A 24315-nucleotide genomic window follows, 5' to 3' on the forward strand; every position below is an offset into this window, starting at 1 on the left:
CGCCGGCCTCACGCCGCATTGATTTTGGCGACGAATTTCGCTACCGGCTTTTCCCGTGGATACGCTCAGGGTCAGAGACGCCAAAGACGTCGAAGAGGTGGTGCGCGCGGCGATTGCCAACGAGCAGCCGCTCGAGATCATCGGTCATGGCAGCAAGCGCAGCATCGGTCACGCCATGGCGACCAACGCCGTGCTCGACATCTCCGCGCTGAATGCCGTCACGTCCTACGAACCGAACGAGCTGATCGTCACGCTCCAGGCCGGTGCGCCGCTGGCCGACGTGCTGTCGCTGATCGATGCCAAGAACCAGCAATTCGCGTTCGAGCCGATGAATACGGCGCCGCTGCTCGGCACGCCCGCGTTAGGGACCATCGGCGGCATGATCGCGGCCGGCCTCGCCGGTCCGCGGCGGATCAGGGCAGGCGGGGCGCGCGATCACCTGCTCGGGGCGCACGCCGTCTCCGGTTTCGGCGACAGCTTCAAGACCGGCGGCAAGGTGGTGAAGAACGTCACCGGCTACGATCTCTGCAAGCTGCTGGCGGGGTCCTGGGGTACGCTGTCGGTGATGACCGAAGTCACGCTCAAGGTGATGCCGAAGCCCGAAGCGGAGCGGACGCTGCTGTTGCGCGGGCTCGACGATGCCGTCGCCAACAAGGCCATGACCGCGGCGCTCGGCTCGCCCTTCGACGTCTCTGCCGCCGCGCATCTGCCGAAATCGGCGTTCCGGGCGAAGACCGACGGGCTTGGCGACATCGCTAGCCAGGGCGAAGCGCTGACCTTGCTGCGGCTCGAGGGCATCACGGCGTCCGCCGCGCACCGCGCCGGCTCGCTGCGCGAATTGCTGGCGCCGTTCGGAACCGCGACGCTGATCGAGGACGCGGCCTCTGCCGCGCTGTGGGCCACGATCCGCGACGTGCTGCCGTTCGCAGCCGGCGGCGCGCTCGGCGCCTGGCCGGTGTGGCGGATCGTTTGTCCGCCTGCTTCCGGCGCGGCGCTCGGGACCCAACTGGCGCGCGAGACCGGTGGCGACGTGATTTACGATTGGGGCGGCGGGCTGATCTGGGCAGCGCTGCCGCCGAAGGCGGACGCGCATGCCCCGGCGGTGCGCCAGCGTGCAGATGCCCATGGCGGACATGCGACGTTGATCCGGGCGGCCGAGGACGTCAGGCGCGGGGTCGACGTGTTCCATCCGCAGGCGCCGGGCATTGCCGCTTTGAGCGAGCGTGTCCGCGCCAGCTTCGATCCGAAGACCATTCTCAACCGGGGACGGCTGACGCGGGGCGCTGCGGCATGAAGACCGAATTCTCACTGGCGCAGCTCGCCGACCCTGATATCGCGCAGGCCGACAAGATCCTGCGCGCCTGCGTTCATTGCGGGTTCTGCACCGCAACCTGTCCGACCTATGTGCTGCTCGGCGACGAGCTCGATAGCCCGCGCGGCCGCATCTACCTGATCAAGGAGATGCTGGAGAAGGACCAGACCCCGACCGCCGAGGTGGTCAAGCATGTCGACCGCTGCCTGTCGTGCCTGTCCTGCATGACGACCTGCCCCTCAGGGGTGAACTACATGCACCTCGTCGACCAGGCCCGGGTCAGGATCGAACAGCGCTACCAGAGGCCGCTGACCGAGCGGCTGCTGCGCCAGGTGCTGGCCTTTGTCCTGCCGGACCCGCAGCGCTTCCGCACCAGCATGTGGCTGGCGCGGCTCGCCCGTCCGCTTGCCGTCTTCCTGCCGACGCCGCGGCCCTCGGCGACGCCCGGCCTGATCCAGCGCCTCAAGGCGATGCTGGCGCTGGCGCCGAACCGTCTGCCGTCGCCCGGCCCGCTCCCGGGCAGCGTGTTCGCAGCGCTCGGCAAGAGGCGCGGCCGGGTCGCGCTGTTGCAGGGCTGTGCCCAGCAGGTGCTGGCGCCGCGCATCAACCAGGCCGCGATCAGTCTTCTCACCCGCCATGGCGTCGAGGTCGTCCTTGTCAGGGACGAGCAGTGCTGCGGTGCGCTGACCCATCACCTCGGCGACGACCAGGATGCGCTGGCGCGCGCCCGTGCCAACGTCACGGCCTGGCAAAAGGAAGCCGCCGGCGAGGGGCTGGACGCGATCCTGGTGACAGCCTCCGGCTGCGGCACGGTGATCAAGGACTACGGCTATCTCCTGCGCGAGGACACGGCGTTCGCCGCTGATGCGGCGAAGGTGTCCGCGCTCGCCAAGGACATCACCGAATACATCGCCGGCCTCAAGCTCGCGACCACCACGCGACAGGACAACATCGTCGTCGCCTATCACTCCGCGTGTTCGTTGCAGCACGGGCAGAAAATCACGGGCCTTCCGAAAGAATTGCTTTCCAAGAATGGATTCGTGGTGAAAGATGTGCCGGAGAGCCATTTGTGTTGCGGCTCGGCGGGGACCTACAACATTCTCCAGCCCGAGCTTGCGGGCCGGTTGCGCGATCGCAAGGTCGCCAACATCGCAAGCGTCAAGCCGGACATGATTGCCGCGGGCAATATCGGCTGCATGGTGCAGATTGCCAGTGGCACGTCAGTTCCGGTCGTACACACGATTGAGCTTCTCGATTGGGCTACGGGCGGGTCGCGGCCGGCATTGAATGCGTCGAGTTGAGCCTTCGTCCGGAGGTGACGGCAGAACGACGCCCGATCGACCATTGTTCGGCGGCAACAGGAGGACCACGATGGCGAAAGCGAAGAAGAAAAAAAGCAAGAAGGCCAAAAAGGCCAAGAAGGCTGTAGCAGCGAAGAAGGCAGCCAGGAAGTCCGCGAAGAAGTCTGCCAAGAGATCTGCGAAGAAATCGAAGAAGGCCGCCCCGAAGAAGGCCGCCAAGAAGGCTGGGAAGAAGTCGGCCAAGGCTGCCAAGAAGGCCGCCAAGCCGGCTGCACCGAAGAAGGCCGCAAAGAAAGCGGCACCGAAGAAGGCGAAGGCAGCTCCTGCGCCGAAGCCGTCAGCGCCGGTGGTAGCTCCGGCTCCTGAGCCCGCCGTCGAGACAAGCTGGGCGATGCCTTCGTCTTCTGCGGAGCCGACGCCGGCCGACGGGCAAGGTTAGGCTCCAAGGTCAGGCCCCAAAGGTTTGGCGCCAAGGTTTGGTGCCCAGTCTGGTCCAAGGTGAGGGCAAAGACTGGGTCCATCCCGACGATAACGACCGACAACAGGAAGGCCGCGGCGGTGACGCTGCGGCCTTTTTGTATCGTCACAATGGTCCCGGTCGGTTGTCGTTTCTCGCGTCGGTCTGATTCGTGGCACAGGCATCACTGCACCGGAGGCTCCCGTATTAATCCGGGCGGCTCTGTGCACTTTGGAATGCAAATAATGTGATCGAGAAGCAACACAGGCGGACAACCTTTTGTAGAATCGTCAGAACGCCTAAAAAGTCGGCAGATGCCCGTGATTTTTGCTTCACGGTTCACATGCCCCAATCCAGATTGTCGCAGTAACGCAATTTTGCAGACAGGTCGTACCCCGGGGGGCTTCCGGGAAACCGACTGGGTAGAACTGGTGATGGGGATCAAAATGAAAAAAGTGGCTTTGTTGGCAACGGCGCTGGCAATGGTGACGGGTTCGGCTTTCGCGGCAGACATGCCGGTCAAGGCTCTGAAGGCCCCGCCGCCGCCCGCCTTTGACCCCTGGGATGTCGCCTTCGGTGCCGGCATCATGAGCGATTACATCTTCCGCGGCGTCACTCAGTCGAACCACAATCCGTCGGTCACCGCCTATTTCGAGCCGCGCTACAACGTCAACAAGGACCTCCAGCTTTATGTCGGTACGTCCGCGGAGAGCATCTCGTTCCCGAACCGCGCCGCGGCTGAAGTCGACATCTACGGCGGTATCCGCCCGACCTTCGGTATGTTCGCCTTCGACTTCGGTATCTGGGGCTACCTCTATCCGGGCGGAAGCTGCTTCGGTTCGCAGGGCACCCTCGCCCAGGGCAATTGCGGCACCGGCCTCGACAATTCGCAGGGCGCGATCGGCCTTCCGATCAACGGCAACTTCGCCAAGAAGGACGCAAGCTTCTACGAAGTCTATGCCAAGCTGAACCTTAACATCAACGATCAGTGGGTCGTTGGCTTCAACGAGTACTATTCGCCGAACTTCCTGAACCTCGGTGCCTGGGGCAACTACGCCTCGATCACCGCCAAGTGGACCGCGCCGAGCACCACGTTCGGTGCCAGCGGCGTCGGCATGTATGTGTCGGGTGAATTCGGCCGTCAGTGGCTCGGCACCTCGGACATCTTCTACGGTATTGCCGGCGACCCGCTGTACTCCAACGGCATCAAAGAGCCGAGCTACAACACCTGGAACCTCGGCGTTGGCTTCACCTACAAGGTGTTCACGCTCGATCTCCGCTACTACGACACCGACCTCTCGAAGGGTAACTGCAACGCCTTCACCAGCGACTTCTCGGCCACCAACTCCAGCCCTGGTTTCGTGACGCCGATCAATGGCGGCGCGAACGCGACCTCGGCGTTCGGCTCCAACTGGTGCAGCGCGGCCGGCGTCGCCAAGCTCTCGGTCGACCTGACGGCGATGACCAACCTGAAGTAAGTTTTCTTCCCGTAAGAGACTTGGTGAGGGCGGCAGGGCAACCTGCCGCCCTTTTGCTTTTCTCCGCACCGTCATGGCCGCGCTTGCCGTCTTCGCTGGAGCTTCGCCCGGCCCGATATCGGTCGTCCGGCGAAGCCCCGGCCGAGCCGGGACCAGGCCATCCATGTGCAGCCTCAGGCTCCGAAAGACGTGGATGCCCGGGCCTTCGCCCCGCCGAAACCAGATGCACCGGACCGGAAGCCATCCCGCTCGCGTCTCAGCGCGCCGCGCTCGGCTCCGTCTCGGCTGGCGCAGCGCCGCCACCGAGAACGTGGATCTCGCCTTCCTTTACCAGCGCCACCTTGCGGGTGTGGAAGGCGTCCAGCGTCGAGCGGTGGCCGATCGAGACGATGGTGGCCTGCGGCAGCTTCTCCGCCAGCAGCCGGTAGAGCCGGGCCTCGGAGGGCTCGTCCAGCGACGCCGTGGCCTCGTCCAGGAACAGATAGTCCGGCACGTGCAGCAGTGCGCGCGCAAGCCCCAGGCGTTGCTGCTCGCCGAGCGACAGCGTCCGGTTCCAGTGGCCTTCGTTGTCGAGCCGTTTTGCCAGCCGCGGCATGCCGACCGAGTTGAGCGCTTCCGCGATCTTCTCGGGCGTGATCGTGCCATGCGCGGCGGGGTAGATCACGGCGTCGCCGAGCGGGCCGATCGGAAAATACGGCCTCTGGGGGAGCATCATCAGCCTGGCCTTCTCGGGAATGGCGATTGCCCCGGTGCCGAAGGGCCAGATGCCGGCGATGGCCCGGAACAGCGTCGACTTGCCGGAACCGGAAGGTCCCGTCACCAGCACCCGCTCCGCCGGCTCGACCGTGAAGGCATCCGCGCTGACCAGAGGCTCACCGTTCGGCAGCTTCACCAGCAACTGCGCCAGCGTGATTGCCTTGCCGTTCGATGGCGCAACGCCGATGGTCGGCTCGCGCGCCGCGATGTTGGCTGCGGAACTGACCGACATCTCGAAGCCGTCGAGACGGGCGACGATTGCGCGCCACTCGGCCAGCGAGCGGTAGGCCGTGACGAAGAAGGACAGCGCATCCTGCACGCTGCCAAACGCCGAGCCGGTCTGCATCATGTCTCCGAGCTGGATGCGTTTGGCGAAGTAAGCAGGAGCAACCACGACGTAGGGAAAGATCGTTGCAGCCTGACCATAGCTTGCCGTGAAGGCGGTGAGGCGCTTGGTCCGACTCATGATCGCGTACCAGTTGGCGATGACGGAGCCGAAGCGGCGCAGGAGATGTCCCTGCTCCGCGCTCTCACCTTTCAATAGAGCGATCTGCTCGGAATTTTCGCGCACGCGGATCAGGTTGAAGCGGAAATCAGCCTCGAACCGTTGCTGCTCGAAATTGAGGTTGATAAGCGGTGCGCCGATCCAGTGCGTCAGTCCCGTCCCCAGGATCGCGTAGACCAGCGCGCACCAGACCAGAAAACCTGGGATGACGAAATCGGTGCCGTAGATGTGCAGGGGGGCCTTGTTGGACAGACCCCAGAGGATGACGACGAACGAGGCCAGCGTCACGATCGACGACAGCAGACCGAGGCCAAGGACGAGCGTTTGCTCGACAAAGTTCTTGACGTCCTCGGTGATGCGCTGGTCCGGGTTGTCGGCCGGGTCGCCCTTGAGCTGCATGCGGTAATGCGTGGCGCCGTCGAGCCATTCGCCGAGATAGTGCTGGGTCAGCCATCGCCGCCAGCGGATCTGGAGCCATTGGTTCAGGTAAAGCTTGTAGACGGCCAGTGCGACGTAGGTGAAAGCAAGGCCGAGGAAGATCCAGACCTCCATGACGAACTCGTTGAGATCGTAGGCCTGGAGCGCGCTGTAGAACCGGTTCTGCCATTGATTGAGCAGCACGTTGATCGCCACCAGCGTCAGCTCCATAGCGATGACGACGCCGAGCAGGCCGCGGCCGGCCCATTTGTCCTCGGACCGGAAATAGGGGATGGCGATTCGCCAGACTGTCGCGAGCGTGGCGCTAATGTTCTTCACAGAGCTCTGTCTCCTGAGGGGATGTGCACAACGCCCATAGGCCAAATGGCTGAGGCAACGGCAGAAACGGGCGCGCTTAGACTAAAGTCGCAAGTTCAGCAATTTGCGTTGGCTTGTCGCAGCTTGCAACCCTAGCATGGGTACAACGGCGCGGGGTGGGGGCCTCCGGGACTTCGCGGGCTTGTGAGCGGACGGGAACCGCCGCACTCGCGAGGAATTCGCGCCCAGCTCGGGGGTTATCGCTTCCAGCGTCAAGCAGGTTCGGCTGTCCACGCGGGCCGCCTGCCGCAACAGGCGTGGGGGAGGAAGCCATGTGGAATCAAATCTATAATCCGCTGAACAACGCGGCGTTGTCGACCATCGCGGCGGCCATACCGGTCGTCTCGCTCTTGATCATGATCGCGAGCGGGCGCGTGAAAGCGCACATTGCGGCCGTGATCGCCGTGATCATCACCAACCTGATCACGATCTTCGTCTTCACGATGCCGGCGGGTATGTCGATCCGTGCCTCGATCCTCGGCGTCGTGACAGGCTTCTTTCCGATCGGCTGGATCGTCCTCAACGTCATCTTCCTCTATCAGGTGACAGTGTCCACCGGGCGCTTCGAATTGCTCAAGCGGGCCATCGGCGGTGTCACCGAGGACCGGCGCTTGCAGCTCCTGCTGGTCGCGTTCTCGTTCGGCGCTTTCTTTGAGGGTGCTTCGGGCTTCGGCACGCCGGTCGCTATCACCGGTGCCGTGCTGATCGGCCTCGGCTTCTCGCCGCTCGCGGCATCAGGCTTGTCACTCATCGCCAACACCGCGCCGGTCGCTTATGGCGCGCTCGGCACGCCGATCCAGGGCCTCGCGTCCGTCACCGGGCTCGATCCCTACATCCTCGGCGCGATGGTCGGACGGCAATTGCCGTTCTTCTCGCTGATCGTGCCGTTCTGGGTGGTGTGGGCGTTCGCGGGTTGGCGCGGCATGAAGGACGTCTGGCCGGCGATCCTCGTCACTGGTGTGTCGTTCGCGGTCCCGCAATTCGTGATCTCGAACTTCATCAATCCCTGGATCGTCGACATCGGGGCGTCGCTGATCTCGATGGGCGCGCTGATCCTGTTCCTGAAGGTGTGGCAACCAAGGCAGCTCTGGACATCGCCGGAACTGCGCGGCCACGACGAGTCGGCCGCGCAGATGGAAAAAGCAACGCCACTCGACAAGACGCCGCTCACCCAGTCCGAACTGTGGAGCGCGCTGCTGCCGTGGATCATCGTCTGTATCGTGATGCTGATCTGGGGCAACGGTGCCTTCAAGACCTGGGCGAACGGGATTTTCACCTGGAACTACGCCGTTCCCGAGCTGCACCAGATGATCAACAAGGTGCCGCCGGTGGCGGCGAAGCCGACGCCGGAAGGCGCGGTGTTCGCGTTCACCTATCTGTCCTTCACCGGCACGGGTATGCTGATCGCCGCGATCATCTCGGGCTTCCTGATGGGCGTCGGCCCGGGACGGCTGCTGGTCGAGTATGGCCGCACCATCCGGCTGTGCGCGATCTCGCTGATCACGATCTCGGCGATGCTCGCGATCGGCACGTTGACGCGGCTGTCCGGCGTCGACGCGACGCTCGGCCTCGCCTTCGCCGCAACCGGCGTGCTCTATCCCTTCTTCGGCACGCTGCTCGGCTGGCTGGGCGTGGCGCTGACGGGATCGGATACGGCGTCGAACATCCTGTTCGGTAATTTGCAGAAGATCACCTCCGAGCAGCTCGGCCTGTCGCCGGTTCTGATGGCGGCCGCGAACTCGTCCGGCGGCGTGATGGGCAAGATGATCGATGCGCAATCGATCGTCGTCGCCTCCACGGCCACGCGGTGGTACGGGCACGAGGGCACGATCCTGCGCTTCGTGTTCTGGCACTCGATCGTGCTGGCCTGCCTTGTCGGTGTGCTCGTGACGTTGCAGGCCTATGTCTGGCCGTTCACGGCGATGGTGCTGAAGTAGCAGGCCACGCCACGCCTCAACGCAAATCCCCGCAGGGCTTCGCCGCCTTGCGGGGATTTTTGCATCTGAAGCATGATCCGGAAAGTGCGAAGCGGTTTTCCGAAAAGATCATGCTCAAACAACAACCTGAAGCGCGATGACGATTCGTCCCAATCTCACCGCGCTTTAGCTTCCGCGAACCTTCTCAACGGCGCCGCCGTCTTATAGAAGGTGCCGCAAATCAGGTCGGTCGAGAGGTCTCATGGTTTCGCTCAGGCAGATGGTGTGTTTGGCGGTTGCAATGCTCGCGATATCCACGCTCGCGCGTGCAGAGGACGGTTTTCCGTTCGGCACCGAGATGACGCTGGAGGCCCTGCCGCAGCCGGGCTCGAAGCGGATTCCGAACATCGAGATCGGCGACAACGGCGAAGTCGTGCTGGAGCTCTGGTGTAAGGGCGGCAAGGGCCAGTTCTCCGTCGCCGGCAACACCGTGATCTTCGTCCCCGGCCAGATCCAGGACCGTTCCTGCCCGCCGGCCAGGGCGCAGGCCGACGACGAACTCGTCGCAGCGCTGGGCAGCATCGAGACCTGGAAGCGCCAGGGCGACGTGCTGACGCTGATCGGCCCGAAGCCGCTGCGCTTCAGAACGACGGGGAACTAGGTCTCGTGTCCCGGACGCGCTGCAGCGTGCAACGCTGCTGCACAGAGCCGGGACCCAGACTCGATCGGCGACTTCGCTTGCGGCCTCTGGGCCCCGGCTCTGCAGCGCATCACTGACGTGCTGCGCTGCGTCCGGGGCACGAGAGCCTATTTCCACACCGACTTGTCGGCGTCCCAGCGCTGGCCCTTCAGCTCCTTGGCGAGCGCTTCGATCGAGCCATTGTCGTCGGGCTGATCGCCTTCCTCGTCGGCCGAAGCGTCATCCGAGAGGCTGAGCTTGGCGCCGCTGCTCTCATCGGCGGTCGTGGTCGAGGGGCTGCCGATCCACAGCATCAGCCTGTCGGTCGTGCCGGGCTTGTCGGGCGAGATCAGGCCTGCAACCTCGATCGTGTCGGTGAGCTCGAGTGCCGGAAAATCCTGGTTCGGCCGCTTGAAGACAAGCTTGAGCTTGCCGGTGGCCGGGTTGAAGCTGTGCGAGACCGGCCTTGCCGCCAGCGTCCTGCTCAGCACGCCGGCGACGGCCGAGGCGAGCTTGTCACGGTTGATCTTGTCGCCGTCGCGCCAGTCGGCGGCCGCAAAGCGGATGGTGCGGTCCATCTCGGTCATCCCCGCAGTCCAGCCCGCCGCGGTGACACCTGGCATCGCCTTGAATTTCGCCAGCAGCGCGGGCGCGCGTTCCGGATCGACCGACATGTTGATGGTCTGCTCGCCGGCGCGCAGCGCGTCGCAGCCGACGGTAAGGCTCGCCAGCGTCACCTCGACGTCCTGGCCCTTCAGGCTCTTCAGGAACTCGGTCGCCGCATCCAGCTTGACCTTGACCGCGATCGCTTCCGGCGAGACGTCGGTGAAATCCCTTGGCTGCGGCGTGATGCCGTCGTCCGAGGTCTGGTTGTCCTGGAATTCCTTCTCGCTGAGATCGGAATTGTCAGGCGAGGTGACCTCGGTCACGGTCTGGCCAATGCTGATCTGGCCGCGGAATTCGAACGTGTCGCCAGACTGTTTGCGCAACAGCTTGACGGCGACGGGCGCCTTCTCGCCGAGGCTCTGCGTGGTGCCCGTCAGGTTCTGGCCGGCGACCTGGAGATTGACGACGAAGCGGTCCTTGCGGTCGGAATTCTTCGCGACGGGATAGCAGACGTCGAGCACGGCCGCGGTCACCGTCTTGCCCTGCCGCGTCTCCTTCAGGATCACGTCGGCATTGCCGTCCATCAGCCCGTCGATCGAGGTGAAATAGCGCGTCTCGGTTCCGCCCGGCGCCGTGGCCTTCGGCGACAGCTTCATCTGGGCGGATGCGACATCGGGCGAGACGGCGAGCAGGGCCGCCAAAAGGGCTGTCGAACAAACCAGAAGCGCACGCATCGATGAATCCTCGCGCAATCGAATCGGCGCGCCACCGTAGTGGGTTTTGGCCGCCGGTTGAATTGGAAAGCGGACGGGCAGGGTCGGCAAAAAAGAAGGCCGCCCGGAGGCGGCCTTCATAACATTGCAACGGAACGGAGGCTTAGAAGCCGCCCATGCCGCCGCCGGCCGGCATGGCGGGCGGAGCTTCCTTCTTCGGCATTTCGGCGACCATGGCTTCGGTGGTCACCAGCAGGCCGGCCACCGACGAGGCGTCCTGGAGCGCAGTGCGCACCACCTTGGCGGGATCGATGATGCCCTTCTCGACCATGTCGACATAGTCCTCGTTCTGGGCGTCGAAGCCGAAGGTCTCGGACTTGTTCTCCAGGATCTTGCCGACGACGATCGAGCCTTCCACGCCCGCGTTCTCGGAGATCTGGCGGATCGGGGCTTCCAGCGCCTTCAGCACGATGTTGATGCCGGCCTGGACGTCGGCATTGGCGTTGGTGAGACGGCCCACCGCCTTCTTGGCGCGGAGCAGCGCGACGCCGCCGCCGGGGACGATGCCTTCCTGCACTGCGGCGCGGGTAGCGTTGAGCGCGTCCTCGACGCGGTCCTTCTTCTCCTTGACCTCGATCTCGGTCGCGCCGCCGACGCGGATCACCGCGACGCCGCCGGCGAGCTTGGCAAGGCGCTCCTGGAGCTTCTCACGGTCGTAGTCCGAAGTGGTCTCCTCGATCTGGGCCTTGATCTGGCCGACGCGGGCCTCGATCTCCGGCTTCTTGCCGGCGCCCTTGACGATCGTGGTGTTCTCCTTGTCGATCACGACCTTGCCGGCACGACCGAGCATCTTCACCGTGACGTTCTCGAGCTTCATGCCGAGGTCTTCGGAGATGAGCTGGCCGCCGGTGAGGATCGCGAGGTCCTCGAGCATGGCCTTGCGGCGGTCGCCGAAGCCCGGCGCCTTGACGGCGGCGACCTTCAGGCCGCCACGCAGGCGGTTGACCACCAGGGTGGCCAGCGCCTCGCCCTCGACGTCCTCGGCGATGATGACGAGCGGCTTGCCCGACTGCACCACGGCTTCCAGCACGGGCAGCATGGCCTGCAGGCCGGACAGCTTCTTCTCATGCAGGAGGATGTAGGCGTCCTCGAGCTCGGCGGTCATCTTCTCGGCGTTGGTGACGAAGTAGGGCGACAGATAGCCGCGGTCGAACTTCATGCCCTCGACGATGTCGACCTCGGTGTCGAGCGACTTGTTCTCCTCGACGGTGATGACGCCCTCGTTGCCGACCTTCTGCATCGCCTGCGCGATCATCTTGCCAATGGCGGAATCGCCGTTGGCCGAGATGGTGCCGACCTGAGCGACCTCGGAGGACGCCGCGACCGGCTTGGCGCGCTTTTCAATGTCCTTGATCACCGCCGCAACCGCGGTGTCGATGCCGCGCTTGAGGTCCATCGGGTTCATGCCGGCGGCAACCGCCTTGGCGCCTTCGCGCACGATGGCCTGGGCCAGCACGGTCGCGGTGGTGGTGCCGTCGCCGGCGAGGTCGTTGGTCTTGGAGGCGACCTCACGCAGCATCTGGGCGCCCATGTTCTCGAACTTGTCCTCGAGCTCGATCTCCTTGGCGACGGTGACGCCGTCCTTGGTGATGCGGGGCGCGCCGAAGCTCTTCTCGATGACGACGTTGCGGCCCTTCGGGCCGAGCGTCACCTTGACGGCGTTGGCGAGAATGTCGACGCCGCGCAGCATGCGATCGCGCGCGTCTCCGGAAAACTTGACGTCTTTGGCAGCCATTTCTTCTATCCCTCGTGTTTCGTGATGTGTCCTGCCGCTGTCTCGTCGCACCAATTCCGGGATCCCTGGATCGAACCCGGCGGAATGATGGATGCCCGGATCGCGCGATCCGGGCATGACATTCAGCGGCTGTTGAGGCTGATGGCCTTAGGCCATGACGCCCATGATGTCCGACTCCTTCATGATCAGGAGCTCTTCGTTGTCGATCTTGACTTCGGTGCCCGACCACTTGCCGAACAGCACGCGGTCGCCGACCTTGAGGTCGATCGGGATCAGCTTGCCGGCCTCGTCACGGCCACCGGGACCGACGGCGACGACCTCGCCCTGGGACGGCTTTTCCTTGGCGGTGTCCGGAATGATGATGCCGCCCTTGGACTTTTCCTCGGCGTCGATACGTTTGACCACGACACGGTCATGCAGCGGACGAAATTTGGATTTAGCCATGACGTTTCCCTTTGGAGGCTCGCTTCGGAAGTAATGGAAGTGTGTGAGGCGGCTTCCGTCCGCCCTCTTGCCGAGGATCGAACGGCGCGCTTAGCAATCGGGCTTTCCGAGTGCTAATAGTGCGCCCGGAAATATGGCTTGGCCGCGATCCTGTCAAGCAAGGGTGGTTAAGCGATTGGTGAGGCGGATATAGGATCGTGTCTACAACTTATTGGTCGTGCTGGCGTATAAAGGACGTCATTGCTCCGACAGCGGTTTTGCGCTTGGCTGCGCCAAGGATGCGGTCGGGGTCCTGTTTGGGGGACGGTTTGCTCGGGGGAATGTCATGATCAGTTCAGCTCACGCACGCACGGTTGCCAATCTGGCGGCCGCCTCTTGCCTGGCGCTGCTGCTCGGCGCCTGCGGCGGCGGTACGAGTCTGCCGTCCTTCTCGTCGTCGCCGCCGCCGGAGGCCGAGCCCGGCTCCGGTCCGGAAATGCCGGCGTCCATCCGTGCCGACGAGATCGTCGGCCGCTGGGGTCTCGCCTCGTTCCAGAACCCGGCCGACCGCGCCCGCACCGAGGCCGCGGCCCGGGCGCAGTGCAAGAACCCCTACGTGATCACCGCCGGTTCCTCCGGCGGCGTGATCATGCATCTCGCCGACCAGGCGACGCCGCAGGAGCTGCGGCTGAAGGGCTCGCCCAGCGGCAAGAACTACATCGGGCCGGCGGGTCCCACCCCCGGCGAGCAGGACCGCGAGATCGTCTCCTTCGACGGCCGCGTCCTGATCACCCGCTTCATCGACAAGGACGCCGCCACCCGTTACGGCAACATGGTCTACGTCCGCTGCGCGCCGAGGGCGTAGTTTCTCTACTTCGTCATGCCCCGGCTTGACCGGGGCATCCGGTACGCCGCGGCCTCTCTGCTCAATCACCGCCGCCTCTGGAATACTGGATCGCCCGGTCAAGCCGGGCGATGACAGTGGAGGGGACGGCCCCAAAACAAAAACGCCGGCGAAAGCCGGCGTTTTCTTTTTCCGTAGTGTCGCGCCCGATCAGTCGAACAGCGCGTCGATGTCGTCCTGCGAGGCGTGGCCGACGTCGCCGGCGAGCTTGGGGCCGTTGAGGAGCTTTTCGTCCTCGCTGCGGGTGTCGGCCGGCGCGGGCACATGGGCCTTGATCGCGTCGACGCCGCCCCAGATCTCCATCATCGCATTGATGTGCTGCTCGATGAACTTCATCGTGGTCATGACCTTGCTGATGCGCTGGCCGGTCAGGTCCTGGAAGTTGCAGGCTTCGAAGATCGAGATGACGCGTTCCTGGATGTCGTCGGCGAGCCGCTTCTGCTGGTCGGCCGATTGCACCTTGGACATCGCGCTGGCCGCCTGGTCGATCGACTCGGCCGCTTCGAGGATCTGCTGGGTCGCCTGCTCGGTGCCGCCGACGACCGCACCGAGCTCCCCATTGACCTTGGCCATTTCGCCGCCGTCGAAGCTCTTGCCGTGCAGCGTCGCGATCTCGCGCTTGGTGCGGTCGATGGCGTCGTGGATGAGGTCGAGTTCGACCTTGAGCTTCTCGCACTGCTCGATCTGCGCCCGGTAGGTCTCGAGCATGGTACGAGCTTCGGAGAGCTCATGGGCGGTGGAGGCGTCGATCGCGGCCATGGCTGCGCTGCCGGACAAGGGCGCGGGCGCAATGCCCTTCGCCATCTGTGCGCGGATCGCACGCAGCTCCGCCATGATCTCGTTATGCATTGGCGCAGCCTCCTCAATCATTTCGGGGCTGGGCATCTCGCCGACAATAGCCTCTTCGACACGAAAACGTTTGCGGTGAATAGCCATCAGGAACTCCCCCCACCTCACTCACGCGTCTTTGTAGGCAGAAGCAATTTAACACGAGGTTCACAGCGGGAACTGTTGCGCGGCCGCACGCGACGGCGCGAAAAGAAGCGATTAACCATGGGCCTGCGGCGTTCATCGAAAATAAACGCTGATCGCCAAATTGCGCCGCTATTCGCGACGTGGTGAATCCAAACGCCGCTTCCGTTTACCAAACAAAGCGGCTTTTGCCCTTTATTGACCACGTCGCGGTCGCCGATCAGCCATCGGCTCCGCACGACGCATGTGATCTAGACGAAACAGTACAGAGTACGTCGATGTTCAAGAAAATGTCTGTCGCGCTGCTCGGCAGCGCTTGCACCTTCATGGCCGGCGCGAGCAGCGCCAGCGCCTTCGACAATAGCGTGCCGAACAATCCGCCTGCGGTGCTTTACCAGCCGCAGGTGCCGCCGGCGCCGGTGCGCGTCGCCTCCAATGCGAACATGGGCGGCGGCTTCATCGAGTTCCTGTTCGGTGACGGTCCCGGCCGCGGCCCGGCCTACGCGCCGCAGCAGCCGGTCTATCAGCAGCAGCCCGGCTATTACGATCAGCGCCGCCTGCCGCCGATGGGCGAGCCGCAGATGCAGGGTGGATATCAGCAAGGCGCAGGTCTCCAGCAGGAGGCGGTCGATCCGCGACAGCGTCCGTTCGATCCGAGATTCGAAAAACAATCCGTTGACTATAGCGGCAAGGAAGCTGCCGGCACCATCGTGGTCGATACGCCGAACAAGTTCCTCTATCTCGTCGAGGGCAACGGTCGGGCGATGCGCTACGGCATCGGCGTCGGCCGTCCCGGCTTCACCTGGTCCGGCGTCAAGTCGATCACGGCCAAGCGCGAATGGCCGGACTGGACGCCGCCGGCGGAAATGATCGCGCGCCGGCCCGACCTGCCCCGGCACATGGAAGGCGGCCCGGAAAATCCGCTCGGTGCGCGGGCGATGTATCTGGGCTCGACGCTCTATCGTATTCATGGCTCCAACGAGCCCTGGACCATCGGCACCAACGTCTCCTCCGGCTGCATCCGCATGCGCAACGAGGACGTCATCGACCTCTACGGCCGCGTCAATGTCGGCACCAAGGTCGTGGTGATGTGAGCGCCTGACGCTCGACATGAAAACGGCCGCCTTCCGGGCGGCCGTTTTTGTTTGTCGCGCCGATCGAGCAGCTTACGCGTAGTCGCTGCCGCCGTCGTCGCCGCCGCCGAAATCGCTGTCGTCGGCCATGTCCACATCGTCGTCGTGGTCGTTGTCGTCGTAGTTCTGATCGTTGTTGTAGTTGTCCCGATCGTTCGACGCCTGGTCGGTGAAGCCCTGGCGGGAATTGTCGTCGCGGTCGCGGTTGGAGCCGATGTCGTTGAGACCGGCATCGCGCGCGAGCGAGCCGCCGGACTGGTCGCTGCCGCCCCAGGGACTGCGGTCACCGCTCAAGGCGTTGGTGTCACCGAAGGCCTGCTGGTGCGATCCGCCCATCATGCCGCGGATGCTGGAGAGCAGCAGCGAGCCGCCGACGACGCCGGCCGCCGCCGCCGCCGCCGTGCCGAGGAACGAGCCGCCGCCACCGGCCATCGGCGGAGCGCCATAGCCCTGACCCGGAGCTTGACCTGGAGCTTGGCCGTACGCCTGTCCGTAAGGCGGCTGGCCGTAGCCCGGCTGCGTCTGCTGCATCGCCTGGCCGCTGTTCCAGACCGGTCGCGCGTCACGCGGCGGCACGTTCGGAACCGAGCCGCGCGAGGGGCCTCCGCCGAACAGCGTGTCGCGCATCGTGTCGAGGAAGCCGCCGGACTGCGCCTGCTCGGGCGCATGGGCCGCCTCCAGCTCCTGGATGCGGTTATGGGCGCGCTTCAGCGCTTCGTCCTGCAACAGCGTGGTCTGCACCAGCGCATAGATCGCGCCCGGCGCCTTGCGCAGGCCGTCGGAGATCGCGGCGATCGCGTCGGGATCGCGCGGTGCATTTTCCAGTTTCGAAAGCCGGTCGAAAAGCTCGTCAACGAGCTGGCGTTCCTGCGGCGTCATGATCAGTCTCCCTCGCGCAAATCAAGCGCGAGGCAGATGTAGGGTTCCATTGTGGCCCCAACAGTGCCGGCCGGATTAAATTTCGGTATGCGACAAGCTGCCTCGTTGGGCCGGCTTTCCGCCGGTTTCACCTAAGCGTGACGCCGCTGTCAGCCAGCAGGCGCGCAAATGCATCGCCCGAGAGATAGGCGTGCTCGCGCTCGCGAACGTCGGTCATCGGATCGAGGCCAGCGAGGATGTCGTCGACGAAACCGGGATGGCACATCACGAGGCCGCCATCGGGGAGGCCTTCCAGGAACTGCCGCATCAACACGCCGAAATCGGCCTCGCGCGTAAAGTCATAGGCGCCGGCGAAGCCGGGATTGAAGCTGAGGCCGGCGCTGGCGGCGCGGCGGCGGAATTGCGCGCTAAGGATGTCGAGCACCATGGCTTTTGGCGAGGCCAGCCGCTGCACAAGAGGCAGGTCGCGCCCGCCCTGGCGCACCCAGGCCTTCGGAGCGACTTCGCTGACCGCATCGACAAAGCCGTCGCGCACCTGCGGATAGAGCTGCACATGCTGATGGCCGTCGACGAAGTCAGGCGCGCGCCCGAACGCTTCCGCGAACGCCGCCAGCTGCGCCTTGACCTCATTGCGAAAGAACTCGCGGTCGAGCCGGCGCGCAAGGCCTGCGCGCAGCAGCTTCGGGAACGGCATGAACATGTCGCCGTCCAGCGGTCGGAAATGCATGGTGAGCGGCCGGAATGGCGCCGACAAGGTCACGTGCAAGCCGATCGCGCAGCGCGGGCTCGCTTTCGCTGCGGTCCGGAGCGCCTCGATCTCGCCGCGCTCGATCGCAGGTCCCACCATCATCACCGAGGTGGCATTGAGACGGCCGCGTTCGATCAGGTCGCGGATGGCGCGATTGACGCCCGGGCTGATGCCGTAATCGTCGGCGCAGAGCCAGATCCGCCGCGGCGTCGCGGCGGCGCTCATTCGGCCGCCGTCCTGCTCGAAGCGTCGTCGGCCTTGTCGGTCTCGAAATGCTTCTGGCTATGCTCGGCGACGAAGTAGATCGGGCGCGCCTTCAGCTCGGAGAGGATCTTGCCGATGTATTCGCCGACGATGCCGATCATGATGAGCTGCACGCCACCGATGGTCATCAGGCCGATCACGAGCGAGGGATAGCCGGGCACCTGCTTGCCCGTGGTCCAGACCTCCCAGAGGATCGAGAGGCCGAACAGGAAGGCGCCGCCGGCGAGGATCACGCCGAGCAGGCTGGCGAAGCGCAGCGGCGCCACCGAGAACGAGGTCACCCCTTCGATCGAAAGACCGAGCAGGCGCGCGGCGCTGAAGGTCGTCACGCCATGGGTGCGCGGTGCCGGCTCGTAGTCGACGCGGATCTGGCGGAAGCCGATCCAGCTCGCCAGTCCCTTGAAGAAGCGGTTGCGCTCCGGCAGCTGCCTGAGCGCTGCGACCGCGCGCGGCGACAGCAGGCGGAAGTCGCCGGCGTCTTCAGGGATCTTCTGGCGCGCGCCCCAATTGATCAGCGAATAGAACCCGCGCACGGCGACACGGCGCAGGAAGGGCTCGTTGTCGCGATGGGCCTTGGCAGTATAGACGACGTCATAGCCGTCCTCGATCCAGTGCCGCACGAGTTGCTCGACCAGGGCCGGCGGATGCTGACCGTCGCCGTCCATGAACATCACGGCGCCAAGCCGGGCATGGTCGAGGCCGGCCATCAGCGCCGCCTCCTTGCCGAAATTGCGCGACAGCGAGACCACCTGGACGTCGACCGCGTCGGCCGGCAGCGAACGGGCGATCGACAGCGTCGCATCCGCGCTGCCGTCGTCGACATAGACAACCTCGCAACGCAAGCGGTAGCGCTGCCGCAAGGTCTTTGCGAGATCGCAGATGCGCTGGTGCAGGGCGGCGAGGCCCGCCGCCTCGTTGTAGACGGGGACGACAATCGACAGCCCCTTCGCGGCGGCGCTGGCCGCGGTGGTCGTCAAGCCGGAAACGTCAGAGCCCAGCGTCATTGATCAAGGTTCCAGAGGCGTCCATTGTTCTCAGCAGCATATGGTAGCTGCCGTTTGCTGTCGCTACGCTGAACGGAGCTGCTCAGCAAACTTTGGGCTCACCGCCGCAGGAACGCCTCGAGCTTGGCGAAAAGCGGGTTCTCCCGGTCGAACACATAGTCGAGCGAAACCACCGAGACGGTCTCGGCGCCATGCTCGCGCAGGAAGCTCGCCAGCGCATAGAGCTGGCCCGGCGGGCAGTGCAGCGTCAGCATGCCCGATGAGGTCGGCCCGCCGAACGGGGCCTCGACACCGAACCGGCTGTGGGCTTCGCCGAGCAGGGCCGCGTCGCATTGCCGGAAGCGGGTGCGGACCTCGCGGTATTTGTTGGCCCGCGCCCTTGCCGCGATGTGATCGAGGATGACGCGCGCAGTCTCCCGCGCCTGCGTCGACCAGTCGGCATCCTTCGAGGCGACCAGATTGGCCTGGCTGCGCAGGATCACACCGTCGTCGAGCACCCGCAAGCCATTGGCGGCGAGCGTCGCACCCGTGGTGGTGATGTCCACGATCAGTTCGGCGCTGCCGGCCGCCGGCGCGCCTTCGGTGGCGCCTGCGCTTTCGACAATGCGGTAATCGGTGATGCCGTGGGTCTGGAAGAAGGCACGGGTCAGGTTGATGAACTTGGTCGCGACCCGCATCCGCGTGTGATGCTGCTCGCGGAAGCCGGTGGTGACGTCGTCGAGATCGGCCATGGTGCGGACGTCGATCCACGCCTGCGGCACCGCGACGACGACGTCGGCATAGCCGAAGCCGAGCCCGTCGATCAGCGACACGCGCTTGTCGGCGTCCGCGATGTTCTCTCGTACCAGATCTTCGCCGGTGACGCCGAGATGCGCGAGGCCGCGGGACAGCTGCGAGGCGATCTCGCTGGCCGAGAGATAGGCGACCTCGACATTGTCCAGGCCCGCGATGGTGCCGCGATAGTCGCGCGCGCCGCCGGCCTTCGACAGCTTGAGCCCGGCGCGGGCAAAGAACGCCTCGGTGTTTTCCTGAAGGCGGCCCTTGGAGGGAACGGCCAGAACGAACGGCGCGCTCATGACTTAAGCTCCCACCTTGCGGCCGATCCGGGTCAGCGCGTCCACCCAGACCGAGAAGCCGACCGCTGGGATCGGCTCGGCCGAACCGAGCTGGGTCATCAGCCCGTCATAGCGACCGCCAGCGACCAGCGGTTCGGCGCCGTTGCCCCTGTGATGCAGCTCGAATTCGAAGCCGGTGTAATAGTCGAGGCCGCGCCCGAACGCGGTCGAGAAGCGCGTCTGCTTCACGTCGATGCCGCGCACCGCCATGAAGCCGACCCGGCTTTCGAGCTGGTCGATTGCCGCGGAGAGATCGAGCCCGGCATCAGAGGTGAGCGCGCGCAGCTCGGCTACGGCGTCGTCGGGATTGCCCGAGATGCCCAGAAAGCGCTTGAGCACGGTGATCGCCTCGCGCGGCAGTGCGCCACCCTTCAGCGTCGACTGCTCGAGGAAGCGATCGGCGATCTCGGCCGTGGTGCGGCCCCCGACATTGGTGGTGCCGGCGATCGACATCAGATCGGTGACGAAGGCGAGCGCGGCCTTGCGGTCGGAGCCGGCGAGCGCGGCGAGCACACCCTCATATTCGCTGCGGGTCGCGGTGGTCGCGGCCGCCAGCTTCTCCAGATCTTTTTCCAGGCTGATCTTGCGGTTGAAATCCTTGACCAGGCGGCGGCGCCAGACCGGATAGAGATTGAGCGCGTCGAGCAGCGCATTGAACAGTGCGACGTCGCCGGTCCGGATCTCGACATCGCGGACACCGAAGGCTGCGGTCGCTTCCAGCGCCAGCGCCAGCATCTCGGCGTCGGCCGCGGCTTGATCCTGGCGGCCGAACGATTCGATGCCGGCCTGAAGAAACTCGCTGGCCTGGCCGCTGCGGTAGCGGAACACCGGACCGAGATAGCTGAACCCGGCCGGCTGGCCGGCGCGGCCGGAGGCGAGGTAGTCGCGGGCGACTGGAATGGTCAGGTCCGGGCGCAGGCAAAGCTCCTCGCCGGACAGGTCCGTCGTCAGATACAGGCTCTTGCGGATGTCCTCGCCGGAGAGGTCCAGGAACGGCTCGGCCGGTTGCAGGATCGCAGGCTCGGCCCTGACATAGCCCGCCTGGGCGAACGACAAGAGCAGCGTATCCGCCCAGGCGGCGGAGCCGGCAGCATTTGAGGTGGCAGTCGCGGTCATAACAGGGGTCCATCGTCCCGGTGGAACCGGGTAGGGCGAAGAAGGGAGGCGAATTGGCGCAGGCCTTAGCATGGCCGGAAAGCGGTTTCGACCTCCAAAGGATCAATCGCTTAACGGTCGGGCAATGCCGGGATCAGGTGGGCCCGCCGCCCCAATCGCCCAGCACGGCCTGTACCAGCGCCAGCGCCGCCACCGCGGCCGTATCGGCGCGCATGATCCGGGGTCCTAGCGCCAGCCGCAGGATTTTCGGCTGCCGCAGCAGCAGCGCCCGCTCTTCCTCGGCAAAGCCGCCTTCGGGGCCGATCAGCACGTCGATGCCTTGTCCGGCTTCGCGCGCGCCTTGCAGGCTCTGAACGGGGTTCTGGACCTGTGCCGCTTCATCGCAAAAGATGAGCAGCCGGTCGGCGGGGCGCTGACTGAGATACCGGTCCAGCGGCGCCGGCTCTGCCACCGTGGCGATGCTGAGGATGCCGCATTGCTCGGCGGCTTCGACGACATTGGCACGCATCCGCTCGGTGTTGACCCGGGAGGCCTGCGTGAAGCGGGTCAGGACCGGCTGAAGCGTGGCGGCGCCCATCTCGATGGCCTTCTGGACCATGTAATCGAGCCGGGCATGCTTGAGCGGCGCGAAGACGTAAGCGAGGTCGGACAGTCGGTCCTGGGGCCGGGTCTGCTGGAGGATGACGAGACCGTCCGGCCGCTTGCGGCCCTCAATCGCGGCCTGCCACTCGCCGTCGCGGCCATTGAACGCCAAGACCTCGGCCCCGGCGGCGAGCCGCAGCACATTGCCGAGATAATTGCTCTGGTCGCGGTCGAGCGGAACCCTGGCGTCCTGGGCAAGGGGGGCGTCGACAAACAGGCGGGGGGCGCGAAAATCGTGGGAGGGCATCGTTCAAAGGTCCAATTTGCCGCCGTTATTAACCGAAAGCCGCCATTTCGGGGGTAAATATTGCCGAATCGGTGCGTCGGCGCGCCGCGCTCTTGCCCTATTCGACGGGTTGTTAAGGGCCGGCGGGAATCGTAGAATCGCGAGCACGCTGGTTGCGCTTCATTTGGGAAGACGCCGAACCCCGTAAGCTCCTGCCGGAGAGACTGCCTTCATGATCCGTCGTTTGATGGTTCCGATCACTGCCGCCATGGTCACCTTGGGCGCCGCGGGTGCCCACGCGCAGGGCTTCCCTGCGCCGCTGCCTGGCCAAGCCCCAACCACTTCCGCGTTTCCGCCCGTGAATGGCTCGGCGCCGACCGCTTCGGTCGGTGCAGCGCCCCAAGGATCGTTTCCCGTGAACGGCGCCGCGCCCGTCGGTGGCGCAGGTGCCTTCAGCGCCGCCCCGCCGACGCAAGGCGGTGGCGGTGCCGGCGAGGAGTGCATGAAGGCCTTCATGCCGCTGCGCGAGGAGGCCGAGAAGCGCGGAAAGCTGATCAAGGCCGCGAGCGACCGCCACGCGCCGCCGGACGAAGCGTGCAAGCTGATCCGCAATTTCAGCCAGGCTGAGACGAAGATGCTCAAGTACATCGAGGCCAACGCCTCGAAGTGCGGGATTCCGGCGCAGGTCAGCGCGCAGATGAAGGACGGCCATAAGAATACCGAGGCCATGGCGACGAAGGTCTGCAACGTCGCGCAGCAGATGCAGAACCAGCCGCGCGGTCCGGCTGGTCCGTCGCTGAGCGAGGTGCTGGGTTCTGGCTCTGCGCCTGAAGCCAACGCCGGCAAGAAGGGCGGCAGCACCTTCGACACGCTCAACGGCAACGTCCTCACCCGATGAGCGACACATCCGCCCGCGTTGCCGATTCCACCGGCAACTGGGTCGATACGCTCGCGCCGCAATGGGCGCGGCCTTATCTGCGCCTGTCGCGCTTCGATCGTCCGATCGGCTCCTGGCTGCTGTTGATGCCGTGCTGGTGGTCGGCGGCACTCGCCGCCGGTATGGCGCACGACGTCCGCCGCCTCCCGCTCACCATCGTGCTGTTCTTCGTCGGCGCCTTCGTCATGCGCGGGGCGGGCTGCACCTGGAACGACATCACCGACCGCGACCTCGACGACAAGGTCGAGCGCACCCGCTCGCGGCCGTTGCCGTCGGGGCAGGTGACCACCAGGCAGGCGCTGGCGTTCATGGTCGCGCAGGCGCTGACCGGTCTCGTGGTGCTGCTGCAATTCAACCGCTTCGCGGTCCTGACCGGCATCGCCTCGCTTTTGATCGTCGCGATCTATCCCTTCATGAAGCGCATCACCTGGTGGCCGCAGATCGTGCTCGGCCTCGCCTTCTCCTGGGGCGCGCTGATGGGCTTTGCCGTCACCTTCGGCCGCATCGACTTGACCGCACTGGTGCTCTATGCCGGATCGATTTCGTGGGTGATCGGCTATGACACGATCTATGCGCATCAGGACGCCGAGGACGATGCGCTGATCGGCATCAAGTCCACCGCGCGCCTGTTCGGCGCGCACACGCACCAGGCGTTGATCCTGTTCTATGGGCTTGCGGTGATGCTGATCGGCGTCGCGCTGGCGTCGGGCGATGCGCGCTGGCCGGCATGGCTTGGGCTTGCCGCCTTCGCCGTGCATCTGGCGTCGCAGATCGTGCGGCTGGATATCAGCGACCCCTTGCTCTGCAAGCGCCTGTTCTACTCGAACAAGTATGCGGGCTTCCTGCTGTTCGTTGGATTGCTGGTCGACGCTGTGATGCGGGCGGCGTAGCTGTCGTAGGGTGGGCAAAGGCGCTCTTGCACCGTGCCCACCATCTTTCCGAGATTGAGATAAAAAAGGTGGGCACGCTTCCGCTTTGCCCACCCTACGGCACCGTGCTTGCCGTTCAATCCCGCGCGATGATCTCACGCTCTTCGCGATGAACCGACAGCTCGCGCGTCATGGCGGTGCGCCGGCGCATCAAAAATTTCGGACGGCGGGCGCGGATCGCGTTGCAGCGGCGGCGGCGCTGTGCGGGCTTGCGGGCGCCTTCGTCGAGCTGCGGAAGCGCGAAGAGTTCGCTCCAGACGGCCCAGGCCTCGGCGAGCTCGTCGCCATCGGCGCTGACCAGCAGCGGAACGGAGAGCGAGGGATCGCGATGCACGAGGACGAGGGTCTGCGCCTCGTCATTGCCGCGCAGCGCGACGCCGACGAAGTCGCTGACGCGGACGTTGATCGCCATTTGCATGCCGCGGACGGCACGGCGCAGCACGACACGTTCGCGATGAAGCTCGATCTGCCTTGTGTATCCGTCGGCGCGCGGATCGTGCGCATCGAAGCGGACCGGAAGGGAAAGAGGGTCGAGCCGCAAGCTGCGGCCCGACCCGGCGGGAGCGACCCCGCATGTTGCTGTTTGACGCCTCACGGCTTTAGTTCTCCCCGCCGGGATTATGTTCCCGGTCGATGCGAGGACCTTAGCGCGCGCCGTTCCGAAACCACTTAAAAAGGCTGGTTAATCCAACGTCACCGCCGCTCATGAT

The 24315-nt window shown here is 65.2% G+C and carries 22 protein-coding genes; 10 read left to right on the top strand and 12 right to left on the bottom strand.

All coding sequences use genetic code 11. The features are described 5' to 3' along the window. Window positions 1–55 precede the first annotated feature (55 nt). The 4 genes from JQ627_RS10685 (at window position 56) to JQ627_RS10700 (ending at window position 4548) form a co-directional block, all read left to right on the top strand. Window positions 56–1294, top strand: a complete 1239-nt coding sequence (locus tag JQ627_RS10685; protein ID WP_212484186.1) for an FAD-binding protein — start codon at window positions 56–58, stop codon at window positions 1292–1294. Beyond that, window positions 1291–2613 carry a glycolate oxidase subunit GlcF gene (glcF, locus tag JQ627_RS10690; protein WP_212484187.1) on the top strand — a complete coding sequence of 441 codons (1323 nt, stop codon included), beginning with the start codon at window positions 1291–1293 and terminating at the stop codon, window positions 2611–2613. Before JQ627_RS10685 ends, glcF begins: the two co-directional genes overlap by 4 nt. A gap of 70 nt (window positions 2614–2683) precedes the next feature. After that, a complete protein-coding gene (locus JQ627_RS10695; RefSeq protein ID WP_212484188.1) occupies window positions 2684–3052 on the top strand; it encodes a histone in 369 nt (122 codons plus the stop codon). A gap of 464 nt (window positions 3053–3516) precedes the next feature. Then, window positions 3517–4548 carry a TorF family putative porin gene (locus JQ627_RS10700; protein WP_212484189.1) on the top strand — a complete coding sequence of 344 codons (1032 nt, stop codon included), beginning with the start codon at window positions 3517–3519 and terminating at the stop codon, window positions 4546–4548. A 256-nt stretch (window positions 4549–4804) separates the two neighbouring features. Here the strand turns inward: JQ627_RS10700 and JQ627_RS10705 are convergent, their stop codons facing one another. Then, window positions 4805–6565, bottom strand: coding sequence for an ABC transporter ATP-binding protein/permease (locus JQ627_RS10705; RefSeq protein ID WP_212484190.1), 1761 nt, complete (start codon window positions 6563–6565; stop codon window positions 4805–4807). A 311-nt stretch (window positions 6566–6876) separates the two neighbouring features. Here JQ627_RS10705 and JQ627_RS10710 point away from each other — a divergent pair, with 311 nt between their 5' ends. After that, the gene (locus JQ627_RS10710) at window positions 6877–8541 is read left to right on the top strand and encodes an L-lactate permease (RefSeq protein WP_212484191.1); all 1665 of its coding nucleotides are present in this window, start codon (window positions 6877–6879) and stop codon (window positions 8539–8541) included. A 241-nt stretch (window positions 8542–8782) separates the two neighbouring features. Beyond that, entirely contained in the window at window positions 8783–9181 is a 399-nt protein-coding gene (locus JQ627_RS10715) for an META domain-containing protein (protein WP_212484192.1), read from the top strand. 146 nt (window positions 9182–9327) lie between these two features. On the opposite strand, the gene JQ627_RS10720 is transcribed toward JQ627_RS10715, so the two are convergent. From JQ627_RS10720 to groES, 3 genes are all read right to left on the bottom strand, one after another. Then, window positions 9328–10539, bottom strand: a complete 1212-nt coding sequence (locus JQ627_RS10720; RefSeq protein WP_212484193.1) for a hypothetical protein — start codon at window positions 10537–10539, stop codon at window positions 9328–9330. 142 nt (window positions 10540–10681) lie between these two features. Beyond that, entirely contained in the window at window positions 10682–12313 is a 1632-nt protein-coding gene (gene groL, locus JQ627_RS10725) for a chaperonin GroEL (RefSeq protein ID WP_212484194.1), read from the bottom strand. A gap of 147 nt (window positions 12314–12460) precedes the next feature. Further along, entirely contained in the window at window positions 12461–12757 is a 297-nt protein-coding gene (groES, locus tag JQ627_RS10730) for a co-chaperone GroES (RefSeq protein ID WP_157328560.1), read from the bottom strand. Between the two features lie 325 nt (window positions 12758–13082). Between groES and JQ627_RS10735 the strand changes: the two genes are divergently transcribed. Then, entirely contained in the window at window positions 13083–13601 is a 519-nt protein-coding gene (locus tag JQ627_RS10735) for a hypothetical protein (RefSeq protein ID WP_212484195.1), read from the top strand. Between the two features lie 189 nt (window positions 13602–13790). Here JQ627_RS10735 and JQ627_RS10740 read toward each other — a convergent pair whose 3' ends face one another. Next, window positions 13791–14576 (bottom strand): protein phosphatase CheZ, encoded by a 786-nt coding sequence (locus JQ627_RS10740; RefSeq protein WP_212484196.1) that lies wholly within the window; start codon window positions 14574–14576, stop codon window positions 13791–13793. A gap of 314 nt (window positions 14577–14890) precedes the next feature. Between JQ627_RS10740 and JQ627_RS10745 the strand changes: the two genes are divergently transcribed. Beyond that, entirely contained in the window at window positions 14891–15706 is an 816-nt protein-coding gene (locus tag JQ627_RS10745; protein WP_212484197.1) for a L,D-transpeptidase, read from the top strand. 72 nt (window positions 15707–15778) lie between these two features. Here JQ627_RS10745 and JQ627_RS10750 read toward each other — a convergent pair whose 3' ends face one another. From JQ627_RS10750 to JQ627_RS10775, 6 genes are all read right to left on the bottom strand, one after another. Beyond that, entirely contained in the window at window positions 15779–16624 is an 846-nt protein-coding gene (locus tag JQ627_RS10750; protein WP_212484198.1) for a DUF2076 domain-containing protein, read from the bottom strand. 127 nt (window positions 16625–16751) lie between these two features. Continuing rightward, complete coding sequence (locus JQ627_RS10755; protein WP_212484199.1) at window positions 16752–17597, bottom strand: ChbG/HpnK family deacetylase; 846 nt, start codon at window positions 17595–17597, stop codon at window positions 16752–16754. After that, the gene (locus JQ627_RS10760) at window positions 17594–18640 is read right to left on the bottom strand and encodes a glycosyltransferase family 2 protein (protein ID WP_212484200.1); all 1047 of its coding nucleotides are present in this window, start codon (window positions 18638–18640) and stop codon (window positions 17594–17596) included. The genes JQ627_RS10755 and JQ627_RS10760 overlap by 4 nt, the downstream gene beginning before the upstream one ends. A gap of 98 nt (window positions 18641–18738) precedes the next feature. Beyond that, a complete protein-coding gene (gene hisG / locus JQ627_RS10765) occupies window positions 18739–19716 on the bottom strand; it encodes an ATP phosphoribosyltransferase (RefSeq protein ID WP_212484201.1) in 978 nt (325 codons plus the stop codon). Window positions 19717–19719: 3 nt separating this feature from the next. Further along, entirely contained in the window at window positions 19720–20871 is a 1152-nt protein-coding gene (locus JQ627_RS10770; protein WP_212484202.1) for an ATP phosphoribosyltransferase regulatory subunit, read from the bottom strand. A 133-nt stretch (window positions 20872–21004) separates the two neighbouring features. Further along, window positions 21005–21760 (bottom strand): 16S rRNA (uracil(1498)-N(3))-methyltransferase, encoded by a 756-nt coding sequence (locus JQ627_RS10775; protein ID WP_212484203.1) that lies wholly within the window; start codon window positions 21758–21760, stop codon window positions 21005–21007. A gap of 211 nt (window positions 21761–21971) precedes the next feature. On the opposite strand from JQ627_RS10775, the gene JQ627_RS10780 reads away from it, so the two are divergent. After that, window positions 21972–22637, top strand: a complete 666-nt coding sequence (locus tag JQ627_RS10780; RefSeq protein ID WP_212484204.1) for a hypothetical protein — start codon at window positions 21972–21974, stop codon at window positions 22635–22637. Then, window positions 22634–23566 (top strand): 4-hydroxybenzoate octaprenyltransferase, encoded by a 933-nt coding sequence (gene ubiA / locus JQ627_RS10785; protein ID WP_212484205.1) that lies wholly within the window; start codon window positions 22634–22636, stop codon window positions 23564–23566. The genes JQ627_RS10780 and ubiA overlap by 4 nt, the downstream gene beginning before the upstream one ends. A 115-nt stretch (window positions 23567–23681) precedes the next feature. Here ubiA and JQ627_RS10790 read toward each other — a convergent pair whose 3' ends face one another. Next, the gene (locus JQ627_RS10790) at window positions 23682–24200 is read right to left on the bottom strand and encodes a DUF6101 family protein (RefSeq protein WP_212484206.1); all 519 of its coding nucleotides are present in this window, start codon (window positions 24198–24200) and stop codon (window positions 23682–23684) included. Window positions 24201–24315: the final 115 nt, after the last annotated feature.

This window comes from Bradyrhizobium liaoningense (assembly GCF_018130785.1).
GTDB lineage: Bacteria > Pseudomonadota > Alphaproteobacteria > Rhizobiales > Xanthobacteraceae > Bradyrhizobium > Bradyrhizobium liaoningense_A.

Excerpts from the sequence above, each read along its gene's own strand:
- glcF (WP_212484187.1), top strand. The coding sequence starts at position 1,291 with ATGAAGACCGAATTCTCACTGGCGCAGCTCGCCGACCCTGATATCGCG.
- JQ627_RS10695 (WP_212484188.1), top strand. The coding sequence starts at position 2,684 with ATGGCGAAAGCGAAGAAGAAAAAAAGCAAGAAGGCCAAAAAGGCCAAG.
- JQ627_RS10700 (WP_212484189.1), top strand. The coding sequence starts at position 3,517 with ATGAAAAAAGTGGCTTTGTTGGCAACGGCGCTGGCAATGGTGACGGGT.
- JQ627_RS10710 (WP_212484191.1), top strand. The coding sequence starts at position 6,877 with ATGTGGAATCAAATCTATAATCCGCTGAACAACGCGGCGTTGTCGACC.
- JQ627_RS10715 (WP_212484192.1), top strand. The coding sequence starts at position 8,783 with ATGGTTTCGCTCAGGCAGATGGTGTGTTTGGCGGTTGCAATGCTCGCG.
- JQ627_RS10720 (WP_212484193.1), bottom strand. The coding sequence starts at position 10,539 with ATGCGTGCGCTTCTGGTTTGTTCGACAGCCCTTTTGGCGGCCCTGCTC.
- groL (WP_212484194.1), bottom strand. The coding sequence starts at position 12,313 with ATGGCTGCCAAAGACGTCAAGTTTTCCGGAGACGCGCGCGATCGCATG.
- groES (WP_157328560.1), bottom strand. The coding sequence starts at position 12,757 with ATGGCTAAATCCAAATTTCGTCCGCTGCATGACCGTGTCGTGGTCAAA.
- JQ627_RS10735 (WP_212484195.1), top strand. The coding sequence starts at position 13,083 with ATGATCAGTTCAGCTCACGCACGCACGGTTGCCAATCTGGCGGCCGCC.
- JQ627_RS10740 (WP_212484196.1), bottom strand. The coding sequence starts at position 14,576 with ATGGCTATTCACCGCAAACGTTTTCGTGTCGAAGAGGCTATTGTCGGC.
- JQ627_RS10745 (WP_212484197.1), top strand. The coding sequence starts at position 14,891 with ATGTTCAAGAAAATGTCTGTCGCGCTGCTCGGCAGCGCTTGCACCTTC.
- JQ627_RS10750 (WP_212484198.1), bottom strand. The coding sequence starts at position 16,624 with ATGACGCCGCAGGAACGCCAGCTCGTTGACGAGCTTTTCGACCGGCTT.
- JQ627_RS10755 (WP_212484199.1), bottom strand. The coding sequence starts at position 17,597 with ATGAGCGCCGCCGCGACGCCGCGGCGGATCTGGCTCTGCGCCGACGAT.
- JQ627_RS10760 (WP_212484200.1), bottom strand. The coding sequence starts at position 18,640 with ATGACGCTGGGCTCTGACGTTTCCGGCTTGACGACCACCGCGGCCAGC.
- hisG (WP_212484201.1), bottom strand. The coding sequence starts at position 19,716 with ATGAGCGCGCCGTTCGTTCTGGCCGTTCCCTCCAAGGGCCGCCTTCAG.
- JQ627_RS10770 (WP_212484202.1), bottom strand. The coding sequence starts at position 20,871 with ATGACCGCGACTGCCACCTCAAATGCTGCCGGCTCCGCCGCCTGGGCG.
- JQ627_RS10775 (WP_212484203.1), bottom strand. The coding sequence starts at position 21,760 with ATGCCCTCCCACGATTTTCGCGCCCCCCGCCTGTTTGTCGACGCCCCC.
- JQ627_RS10780 (WP_212484204.1), top strand. The coding sequence starts at position 21,972 with ATGATCCGTCGTTTGATGGTTCCGATCACTGCCGCCATGGTCACCTTG.
- ubiA (WP_212484205.1), top strand. The coding sequence starts at position 22,634 with ATGAGCGACACATCCGCCCGCGTTGCCGATTCCACCGGCAACTGGGTC.